The organism is Roseovarius amoyensis (assembly GCF_003260265.1).
Taxonomy (GTDB): Bacteria; Pseudomonadota; Alphaproteobacteria; order Rhodobacterales; family Rhodobacteraceae; genus Roseovarius; species Roseovarius amoyensis.
Window position 1 is genome coordinate 20,967 of the sequence record NZ_QITQ01000028.1, and the last position, 10,338, is coordinate 31,304.

11 protein-coding genes are annotated in these 10,338 nt (G+C 66.2%); 4 read left to right on the forward strand and 7 right to left on the reverse strand.

The features are described 5' to 3' along the window. Positions 1-183: 183 nt before the first annotated feature. The 7 genes from DL899_RS19710 to pyrH all read right to left on the reverse strand — a co-directional run bounded on the left by DL899_RS19710 (position 184) and on the right by pyrH (position 5,832). Positions 184-321, reverse strand: a complete 138-nt coding sequence (locus DL899_RS19710) for a hypothetical protein (RefSeq protein ID WP_204355337.1) — start codon at positions 319-321, stop codon at positions 184-186. Positions 322-430: 109 nt separating this feature from the next. Next, positions 431-1,783, reverse strand: a complete 1,353-nt coding sequence (gene rseP, locus DL899_RS16705; protein ID WP_111735491.1) for an RIP metalloprotease RseP — start codon at positions 1,781-1,783, stop codon at positions 431-433. Positions 1,784-1,792: 9 nt separating this feature from the next. Next, the gene (gene dxr, locus DL899_RS16710) at positions 1,793-2,965 is read right to left on the reverse strand and encodes a 1-deoxy-D-xylulose-5-phosphate reductoisomerase (RefSeq protein WP_111735492.1); all 1,173 of its coding nucleotides are present in this window, start codon (positions 2,963-2,965) and stop codon (positions 1,793-1,795) included. Positions 2,966-2,973: 8 nt separating this feature from the next. Beyond that, positions 2,974-3,753 carry a phosphatidate cytidylyltransferase gene (locus DL899_RS16715; RefSeq protein ID WP_111735493.1) on the reverse strand — a complete coding sequence of 260 codons (780 nt, stop codon included), beginning with the start codon at positions 3,751-3,753 and terminating at the stop codon, positions 2,974-2,976. Further along, positions 3,750-4,490 carry a polyprenyl diphosphate synthase gene (gene uppS, locus DL899_RS16720; protein WP_111735494.1) on the reverse strand — a complete coding sequence of 247 codons (741 nt, stop codon included), beginning with the start codon at positions 4,488-4,490 and terminating at the stop codon, positions 3,750-3,752. The genes DL899_RS16715 and uppS overlap by 4 nt, the downstream gene beginning before the upstream one ends. A 1-nt stretch (position 4,491) precedes the next feature. Continuing rightward, on the reverse strand, positions 4,492-5,055 hold the full coding sequence (gene frr, locus DL899_RS16725) for a ribosome recycling factor (RefSeq protein WP_111735495.1): 564 nt from the start codon (positions 5,053-5,055) through the stop codon (positions 4,492-4,494). A gap of 45 nt (positions 5,056-5,100) precedes the next feature. Further along, positions 5,101-5,832, reverse strand: a complete 732-nt coding sequence (gene pyrH, locus DL899_RS16730) for a UMP kinase (RefSeq protein ID WP_111735496.1) — start codon at positions 5,830-5,832, stop codon at positions 5,101-5,103. Between the two features lie 107 nt (positions 5,833-5,939). Between pyrH and miaA the strand changes: the two genes are divergently transcribed. The 4 genes from miaA to DL899_RS19715 form a co-directional block, all read left to right on the forward strand. Beyond that, the gene (miaA, locus tag DL899_RS16735) at positions 5,940-6,821 is read left to right on the forward strand and encodes a tRNA (adenosine(37)-N6)-dimethylallyltransferase MiaA (protein WP_111735504.1); all 882 of its coding nucleotides are present in this window, start codon (positions 5,940-5,942) and stop codon (positions 6,819-6,821) included. A 115-nt stretch (positions 6,822-6,936) separates the two neighbouring features. Next, on the forward strand, positions 6,937-7,740 hold the full coding sequence (locus tag DL899_RS16740) for a helix-turn-helix domain-containing protein (RefSeq protein ID WP_111735497.1): 804 nt from the start codon (positions 6,937-6,939) through the stop codon (positions 7,738-7,740). Between the two features lie 63 nt (positions 7,741-7,803). Continuing rightward, positions 7,804-9,483 (forward strand): ABC transporter substrate-binding protein, encoded by a 1,680-nt coding sequence (locus tag DL899_RS16745; protein ID WP_111735498.1) that lies wholly within the window; start codon positions 7,804-7,806, stop codon positions 9,481-9,483. Positions 9,484-10,063: 580 nt separating this feature from the next. Beyond that, positions 10,064-10,338: hypothetical protein (locus DL899_RS19715; protein WP_204355338.1), on the forward strand; the 275-nt coding region annotated here is incomplete at its 3' end.

A 10,338-nucleotide genomic window follows, 5' to 3' on the forward strand; every position in this document is an offset into this window, starting at 1 on the left:
TCCGTATGTGACAAGAAGAACCCCCTGCAGCCACCAAGCGCGACCGCGCACGGCAAGACCGCCACGCTCAGGCGTGGCGGCCACCCGATTGAACCGGGGAAGGCGCACCGTTCCGGGAACGCGCGGGCACGGTGATTCGGCAGGTGAATTCAGGCGCGAATAGCCGCGCAGGTCAGGCCGCGATCAGGGCGCCAGCAGGACAGAGCCGATAAAAGCCCCGGCCATCAGCGCAAAGGCGATGGTGGCCAGATATAGTATCCGGTCCCAGTTGACGTCCCAGAGCAGGCTGAGACCGCGATATCCTCTGACAATCTGTTGCATGGTCAGACCTATTACGTCCGTTGTTCACCGACAGAATGCCAATGCAATGTGACAGGAATCGGGGCGCGAATACGGCAACATGATGGCGACTCGTGCCGCGCGGGCACAATCAGGGGCAGAACAGGTCGTTGCCCAGCGCAAAGATCATCACCCCCAGCACCAGCGCCAGCCCCGCCGCCATCATCACCCGCAGCGCGCCTTCGCTGGGCGGGCGACCAACAACCGCCTCATAAGCGTAAAACACCAGGTGGCCGCCATCCAGCACCGGGATGGGGAACAGGTTCAACAGCCCCACCGCCGTCGACAGCACGGCAATGAACCAGATAAAGCTGCTCGCCCCCTGGCTGGCCATGGCGCCCGACACCTCGGCGATGCCGATTGGCCCGGACATGTTGCAGCTGCTGATCGCCCCGGTGATCATGTGATACAGGCCCGAGATCGAGCCGACGATCACCTGCCACACCTGCGCGACGCCATTCGACAGCGCCGCCACCGGGCCCAGCGCCTCGGTCGCGGGTTCGAATGCCAACCCGCCGACGATTCCGATGCGCCACTGGGTCTCGAAACCGCCCTCTTGCTGCGGTTCGTCCACCCGGCGCGGGGCCAGGACAAAGTCGATCAACTCGCCCTTGCGCCAGACCGTCAGCTGCAGTGGCCGACCGTTCGACCCCTCGACCTTGTCCTTGAGCTGCGAAAACGCCACCACCGATTCGCCATCGATCGCAACGATCACATCGCCCGAGCGCATGTCGATGTCATAGGCGGCCGATTTAGGCGCCAGCTGTTCGACCAGCGGCGGCATCGGCTGCGGGCCGCGGACGGTCAGCACCTCGCCGTCGCGGCGCACCTCGTAATCCAGCAGCGCCAGGGGCGGCATCGCGTCGAGAAAGGCCTCGAACGCGTCGCCGTCGGCATCATCGCGCGACGGCACCTCGTGCCCGGCGACACTGATCAGTTCGTCACCGGGTTCCAGGGTGATGCCCTCGACCGGCAGGGGTTTGAGCGCCCCCACCGTCAGCGGCTCTGCCACCTTGCCCTGCGTCATCATGACAGCGGCAAAGACCAGCACCGACAGCACGAAGTTGAACACCGGCCCCGCCGCCACCGTCAGCGTGCGCGCCCAGAGCGGCGCGCCCAGCATGGTGTGGCGCCGTTCCTCAGGCGAAAGCTGGCGATAGCTTTCCCCGGGGGTGCCGCTGGCGGCGTTCTCGTCCCCCATGAACTTGACATAACCGCCGAATGGCAGCGCCGCGATCTGCCAGCGGGTGCCGTGCCGGTCGGTGCGCGCCCACAGCACCGGCCCGAACCCCAGCGAGAACACATCCGCCTTTATCCCGCTCCAGCGGCCGACGATGTAATGGCCGTATTCGTGCACCGCGACGATGACCGACAGCGCAACGACAAAGGCCAGCAGCGTCATGAAAAGCCCGCCGAACTGGGGAATGAAAGCCAGAGAATCCAAAACCTGCTCCTATTCTATTCTTTCCTGCACCACCGCATCGGCGCACAGGCGCGCGCGGCGATCCGCCTCGAACACGTCGTCAAGGCTGAACCCGGCAGCATTTGGGCGCGTGGCGGGCATCTCTCGGGCCAGTACATCTTCCACCACTTCGGACATATGGCAAAATCCCAGATGTCTAGCGATGAAATGATCCAGCGCCCGTTCCTTGGCGGCGTTGAAGATCGCGCCGGCCAGCCCGCCCTCGGCCATCACCTGGCGCGCAAGGCCCAGCGCCGGATAGCGCCGCGGGTCGGGCGCGTGAAAGCTGAGCTGCCCGACCTGTGCCAAGTCAAGCCGCGCAACCGGCAGATCGCTCCGGCGGGGCCAGTACATGGCGTGGCCGATGGCGTGGCGCATGTCGGGCGGGCCGACATGGGCGATCATGGCGCCGTCACGAAACCCCACCAGCGCATGCACCAGCGATTCGGGGTGCACCAGCACCTCTATCCGGTCCGGGTGAATGCCAAAGAATTCCTTTGCCTCGATCACCTCGAGCGCCTTGTTGAACATCGACGCGCTGTCGATGGTGATCCGCTGGCCCATGTCCCAGTTGGGGTGCGTCGCAGCCTCGGCCGGGGTGGCGGTGGCCAGCCGTTCCAGCGGCCAGTCGCGGAAGGCGCCGCCGCTGGCGGTGATCACCACCCGCTCGACGGTGTCCGGGTCTTCGCCCCTGAGCGCCTGGAAAATCGCCGAATGCTCGCTGTCGACGGGCAGCACCTGCGCACCGCTGTCGCGCGCTGCCGCCATCACCAAAGGCCCGGCGGCGACCAGCGTTTCCTTGTTGGCCAGTGCCAGCGTCGCCCCCTGCCCCAGCGCCGCCAGCCCGGGCGCCAGCCCGGCCGCGCCGACGATGGCCGACATCACCCAGTCGGCAGGCCGCGCCGCCGCCTCGTTCAGCGCGGTTGCCCCGGCGGCGGCCTCGACCCCGCTGCCGGCCAGCGCAGCTCGCAGATCGTCCAGCAATTCATCATGGGCAGTGACGGCCAGCGCCGCGCCCAGTTCGCGCGCATCCGCCGCCAGGCGGGCGATGTTGCGCCCGCCGGTCAGCGCCACCACGTCAAAGCCTTCGCGGTCGCGCCGCACCAAATCAATGGTGCTCTGCCCGATCGAGCCGGTTGCGCCGAGAATGGAAATGCGTTTCATCTGTCCCGTCATGCCCCCGACGACATCGCGCCCAGCGACCACAGCAACACCGCCGCCGCCGCCGCGCCCATCAGCGCGTCGAACCGGTCGAGCAGCCCGCCATGCCCCGGCAGCAGGGCCGAGCTGTCCTTGACCCCGGCGCGGCGCTTGACCGCGCTTTCGGCAATGTCGCCCATCTGCCCGGCAAAAGCCACCAGCACCGAAACCGGCACAAGCACCATCCCGGCCCCGGTGGGCGCGGCGAACGCGGCGCCCACCGCCGCCGCCGCCACCCAGCCGGCAACGGTGCCGGACCAGGTCTTTTTCGGGCTGATCGCGGGCCAGAATTTCGGCCCGCCCAGGGCGCGCCCGGCAAAGTAGCCTGCCACATCGGTGGCCACGACCACCGCCACCAGCCACAACGCCACGGCAAGGCCCGCGTCGTTACGCAGCACGATCAGCGCCAGCACGCACAGCAGCAGCCCCAGGTGAAAGCCCAGGCAAAGCCCCTTGTCGCGCCCTGCCCGCGCAGCCGCGACCAGCGCCGAGACCGCCAGCAGCGGCAGCACAAACAGCCCCGGCAGCACCACCGCCAGAAACATGGCCACGGCGGCCAGCGCGCCATCCTGCACCGGCGCGGGGGCGTCGAACATGCGCGAGGCCTCCCACACCATGATGCCGCAGATTGCGCAGGCGGCCAGGGCAAAGACCCAGCCCCCCAGCCACAGGATCAGCGCGCCCCCGGCGGCCAGCGCCACGCCCGAGGCCACGCGCGGGGCCAGGTCATGCCAGCGGGCGGCGCCGCTCATGCCGTTACAGCCCCGAAGCGGCGTTCGCGGCTGCCATAGCCCCGGATCAGGCCGGTGAATATCTCGCTGGTGAAATCGGGCCAGAGCGTGTCGATGAATTCGTATTCCGCATAGGCCGACTGCCACAGCAGGAAATTTGAAATCCGCGCCTCGCCACTGGTGCGGATCACCAGGTCGGGGTCGGGCAGAACGCAGGTATCCAGGTATCTTGGCAGGGTCTCTTCATCAACGCTTTCAGGCATCAAGCGCCCGGCGGCGACATCTTCGGCCAGCCGTTTGGTGGCGCGCGCCACCTCGTCGCGACCGCCGTAATTGACCGCCACGGTAAGGTTGGTGCCGCTGCAATGGCTGGTCAGCGCCTCGGTCTCGTCCATCAGGCTGCGCAGCTTGGCATCCAGGCGCACCCGGTCGCCGATAAAGCGCACGCGGACATCGTTTTTGACGAATTCCTGCATTTCCTTGAGGATATAGCGGCGAAACAGGTTCATCAGCCCCGCCACCTCGGTCTGGGTGCGGCGCCAGTTCTCGGTCGAGAAGGCGAAGATCGTCAGATACTCGACCCCAAGATCGGGACAGGCGGTGACGATCTCGCGCACCCGCCGCGCCCCGGCGTGATGGCCGAACAGGCGCGGGCGGCCACGGGCCTGCGCCCAGCGGCCGTTGCCATCCATGATGATCGCGACATGGCGCGGCCCGGGGCGGGTCGTGGGGGGGCGCTTGTCGCTACCGTCGGGCATATCAGACCTGCATGATCTCGGCTTGCTTGTGTTCCAGCGCTTCGTCCACCAAAGCGATATGACGGTCGGTCATCTCCTGCACCTCGGTTTCCCAGAATTTCTGGTCGTCCTCGGACATGCCGTCGGCCTTGGCCTTCTTGATCTGGTCCATGCCGTCGCGGCGCACGTTACGGATGGCGACGCGGGCGTGTTCGGCGTATTGCGACGCGACCTTGGTCAGTTCGCGGCGGCGTTCCTCGTTCAACTCGGGGATCGGCAGCATGATGATGGTGCCGTTAAGCTGGGGATTGATCCCCAGGCCCGATTCGCGGATCGCCTTTTCCACCTTGCCGACCAGCGACTTGTCCCAGACATTGATCGTCACCATGCGCGATTCGGGCACGTTGACGGTGCCAACCTGGTTGATCGGCGTCATCTGGCCATAGGCATCGACCATGACCGGCTCCAGGATCGAGGCCGAGGCGCGCCCGGTCCTGAGCGACGCGAATTCCGTCCGCAACGCGGCCATCGCCCCGTCCATCCGGCGTTCCAGATCCTTGGTATCCAGCTCGAATTCGTCCGCCATCGTGGTGTTCCTTCTGCGGGTCGTTCGTGGTGTTCCTGTTTAGCCTCAGGCGTGCACGGTTGTATAGGTGCCCTGTCCGGCCAGAATACTGCGAAAGCCGCCCGGCTCATCGAGAGAAAACACGATGATCGGCAGGCTGTTGTCGCGTGCCAGCGCGATGGCTGACGCGTCCATCACCTTCAGGTGCCTGGCCAGCACCTCGTCATAGGTGATGTCGTCATAGCGCTTGGCGTCCGCGTGTTGCACCGGGTCCTTGTCATAGACGCCATCGACCTTGGTGCCCTTGAAGATCGCCTCGCAGGCCATCTCGCTGGCGCGCAGGGTGGCGGCGGTATCGGTGGTGAAATAGGGGTTGCCGGTGCCGGCGGCAAAGATGCAGACGCGCTTTTTCTCGAGGTGGCGCACCGCGCGGCGGCGAATATAGGGTTCGGCCACTTCGTCCATGCGGATGGCTGAAATCACCCGGCAAAAGACGCCCAGTTCCTCGAGCGAACTTTGCATCGCCAGCGCGTTCATCACCGTGGCCAGCATGCCCATGTAGTCTGCGGTCGTCCGCTCCATCCCCTGGGCAGAGCCCTGCAGACCGCGAAAGATGTTGCCGCCGCCGATGACCATGCAGACCTCGACGCCCAGGTCACTGACCGATTTGACCTCTTTCGCGATGCGTTCGACCGTGGGCGGATGCAGCCCGAATCCCTGGTCCCCCATCAGCGCCTCGCCCGAAATCTTCAGCAGAACGCGGCGGAATGTCGGCTTGGGGAGCTCGGTCTCGGGCATGGACAATCGCTTTCTCTGGCGCCGGTCTGGCAATCGCGGGCAAAATGTCGCAAAAGCGGCACGGGTTCAATGACAGAAAACCCGCCCTGTCCGGGATATCGCCCCAGATGACGACCCTGCCTGACATTCCCGACGACCGTCCGGTGCTGATCGCCGGTCCGACCGCCTGTGGCAAGTCGGCCCTGGCGATGCGCATTGCCGAGGCCCGTGGCGGCATCGTCGTCAATGCCGACGCCATCCAGGTCTATGCCAACTGGCGGGTGCTGACGGCGCGCCCCACGGTCGCCGACGAGACGCGCGTGCCGCATCGCCTTTATGGCCATGTGGCGGGGGATGAGCCCTATTCCGTAGGCCACTGGCTGCGCGAGGTGGCGCCGCTGCTAGATGCGCCGGAACGCGCGGTGATCATCGGGGGAACGGGGCTCTATTTCACGGCGCTGACCGAGGGGCTGGCGGATATCCCGCCGATTCCGCCCGAAATCCGCGCCCGGGCGGCGCTGCTTTATGCCAAGGCGGGGCTGGCGGCGCTGCTCGACGGGCTGGACGCGCAGACGCGCGCGCGCATCGACACCGATAACCCCGCCCGCGTGCTGCGCGCGTGGGAGGTGGGCCAGGCCACCGGGCGCGGGCTGGCCCAGTGGCACGACGACACCCCGCCGCCGATCCTGGCGCCCGATGCCTGCAGCCGGCTGTTGATCGACGCGCCGAAAGAGTGGCTGAACCCGCGCATCGAACAACGCTTCGACGCCATGCTGGCCGCCGGCGCGCTGGAGGAGGCCCGCGCCAACCTGGCCCACTGGTCGCCCACCCTGCCCTCGGCCAAGGCGATCGGGGCGGCGGAACTGATCGCGCATCTGAAGGGCGAGCAGAGCCTTGACGCCGCGCGCGACAGCGCCATCATCGCCACACGGCGCTATGCCAAGCGCCAGCGCACCTGGTTTCGCGCCCGGATGCGAGACTGGCAGCAGGTGCCCGCCTGCGACATATAGGATTTACGACATTTTTTCCTTTGAATCCGCGTCAAACTGGGGAAAACTGTTGCAAAGCCGATAACGCGCGCGAAAGGCGGGGCCAGTGACAGCCTTGGACAAACACCCCAGAATCATGAGCATCGCCCAGTGGACGGGCGCCGGATCGTGGCGGGCGGAACTGCCGCATTCGCACCCGCATCATGCGCTGATCTGGATCACCCGTGGCCAGGGCCGCTGCCTGGTCGAGGGGGTGCTGCGCGGACTGGGGGTGCATACTGCGCTGTGCGTTCCGGCCGGCACGCTGTTCGCGCTGGAGATGGGCAAGCAGGGCTTTGGCACCGTCTGCACCATTCCTGCCGGCGGGCCGCTGCTGATGCCCGACCAGCCCACGCTGCTGCGCATCCGTGACGTGCTGGCCCAGGCCGAACTGACCGGCATCATGGAGGCGATGCAGCGCGAACAGGCGGGCGCGCGCGATTTCTCGGATGAGGCGATGAACGCCCACGCCACCCTGCTGACGGTGTGGCTGCGCCGCGCAATCATCGACCAGCCCGAGGACCCGCCGGAATTCAGCGCCGCGCAGCGGCTGGTGATGGCCTATGCCGCGCTGGTCGAGCGTGACTTCACCACCGGCAAGCCGATGGCCGAATACGCCCGCACGCTGGGGGTGACACCCACCCACCTGACCCGCGCCTGCCGCATCAGCGCCGGCATGACCGCGTCAGAACTGCTGATCCGGCGCATCGTGCACGCCGCGCGCGACCTGCTGGAAACCACCAATAACCCCGCCAACCGCATCGCCGCGATGCTGGGCTTTCGCAGCGCCGCCTATTTCTCGCGCTTCGTGCTGCAACATACCGGGATGACGCCCACGGCCCTGCGCAAGGCCCGGGCCACGGCGACTGCGCCCTCGCACCGGATGTCCCGCGGCGCTTGATATTCACCGCAAGGCTGGTGTGTAATCGGGGGATTGCCGTGCCAGTGCGCCCGAGGTGACCCGATGCCCAGCGATTTTTCCGCCGCTCGACCCGCCAACCGGTTGCACCCGGCCGTGCCGGGCCTGGCGCGCGAGCTGCAAGGCGGGCTGATCGGGCGGCGCGAATTCCTGGCCCGCGTCACCGGCCTGGGGCTGAGCGCATCCGCCGCGCTGGCGCTGGGGGGGCTGAGCCTGCCACGCCCGGCCAGCGCGGCCCAGATCGCACCGGGCGGAACGCTGCGCATCCAGCAGACGGTGCGCCCGCTGAAGGACCCGCGCAGCTTTGACTGGAGCGAGCTGGGAAACCAGACCCGGGGATTCCTGGAATACCTGGTGGAATACCAGGGCAACGGCATCTTTCAGGGCATGCTGCTGGAAAGCTGGGAGGTCAACGACGACGCCACCCGCTATCGGCTGCACCTGCGCCGTGGCGTGCGCTGGAACAACGGCGCCGCCTTTACCGCGCAGGACGTGGCGCGCAACATCGCGCACTGGTGCGACGCGCAGGCGCCCGGCAACTCGATGGCCAGCCGGCTGGCGGGGCTGATCGACCCGGACACCGGGCAGCAGCGCGCAGGCGCGGTGACGGTGGTCGATGCGCAGACGCTCGATCTGTCGCTATCGTCGCCCGACATCGCCATCATCGCCAATTTTTCCGACTATCCGGCGGCGATCACCCATGAAAGCTATGATGGCGGCGACCCGTTCGAAAACGGCATCGGCACCGGCCCCTTCCGCCCGGTCGAGCTGATCCCCGGCACGCGATGCGTGCTGGAACGCCACCCCGACCATCGCTGGTGGGGCACCGAGGTGCTGGGCGGGCCGTGGCTGGACCGGGTCGAATTCCTCGACTACGGCACAGACCCGGCCAATTGGGTCGCCGCAGCCGAGGCGGACGAGGTCGACCTGCTGTATGAAACCGTCGGCAGTTTTGTCGAGGTGATGGACGGGCTGGGCTGGACCCGCACGCGCACCGAAACCGCCGCCACCACCGTCATCCGTGGCCACCAGCAGGCCGAGGTGGACGGCCGCACACCCTATGCCGAGGCGCGCGCGCGCCGGGCGCTGGCGCTGGCGGTCGACAACGCCATCTGCCTGGAACTGGGCTATGACGGGCGCGGCACCGTCGCCGCCAACCACCATGTCAGCCCGATCCACCCGGCCTATGCCGATATCGGCCCCGCCGAATACGCCCCCGCCCGCGCGCTGGCGGAAATGCAGGCGCTGGGGCTGGCGGAATTCGAGCACGAACTCGTCACCGTCGATGACGAATGGCAGCGCAACACCGGCGATGCGGTGGCGGCGCTGCTGCGCGATGCGGGGCTGAAATGCCGTCGCACCATCCTGCCCGGGCAGGTGTTCTGGGACAACTGGCTGACCTACCCGTTCTCGGCCACGCAGTGGAATCACCGCCCGCTGGACGTGCAGGCGCTGGCGCTGGGCTATCGCACCGGCGCGGCCTGGAACGAGACCGGGTTCGCCAATGCCGACTTCGACGCGCTGCTGGATCAGGCGATGTCGATCTCGGATGCCGACACCCGCCGCACCGTCATGGCCCGAATCGAAACCCTGCTGCGCGACGAGGGCGTGATCATCCAGCCCTACTGGCGCGCGCTTTACAGCCACCACAACGGCCGGCTGGTGAACGCCGAGAAACACCCGGCGCACGAGATCCACCTCTACAAGATCGGCTTTGCTGGCTGAGGCGCACAGCACCGGCACGGCGCCCAACCCGCCCCGGGGCCTCGCGCCGGATCGCTAGGTGGAAAGCACCGCACCCCCTGCCCTGGCGGCCGGACGGCTGAGCCCTGCCCCGCCGCGCGGTGCCAACCTTGTTTCGGAGATTGACGTGGGGATGGGGGGAGAGCTGGTTTGATGACGGGCGTGGTGGTTTCAGTCTGAAGCAGACGCGAGCTGCGCCCTTGATCACCGTCCGCATTGGGCGGGGGGCGGACGTTTGCTGCGGTCTGCACCGAGGTCAGCTAAGCGCAGATAGCAACCTTTGAAGAGTCTGGGGACTATCCCGAAGTAGACTTTCTTCGCCACATCCGGCGACCGGAAAGGTTGAACTTGCCTTATCTGCTTTCTGCGCCCTATAAATGCTGCCAATTAGGATGTTAAAAACGCTTCCGGCATGTTTGCTCGTCGTCGCTCTATGTCTGTTTGAGTGCAATAGTTTTGAAAGACGGTGAAAGGCGCAATCCCTATCGACATCCTCGCAACCGATGGCAAACTTCCGCCCGACTAAAGTGTCGGTTTTTTTAGAAAATATGGAGAAAAGAGTGTGGATAACTCGATCGGTCTTCACATCTATTCGATCACTCAGCACAAGACGCGAAAACCCAAAAAGATTGCATTTTCAGAGAATGGCGATGGTGCTCGTTTATTAAGGTCGGTTCCTCACTTCATCAAGAAGTATAAGAGTGCCGAGTGGCTTTGTTGCACAAATTGGCTGAGGGATTCACTGTTTGAATCCAGCGTGATAGCTGGCTGTCATGAGCAGTTGGTCACCTACGAAGTACAAGACCAGGAACTGGCCTTCGTACAACACGGCGCTGA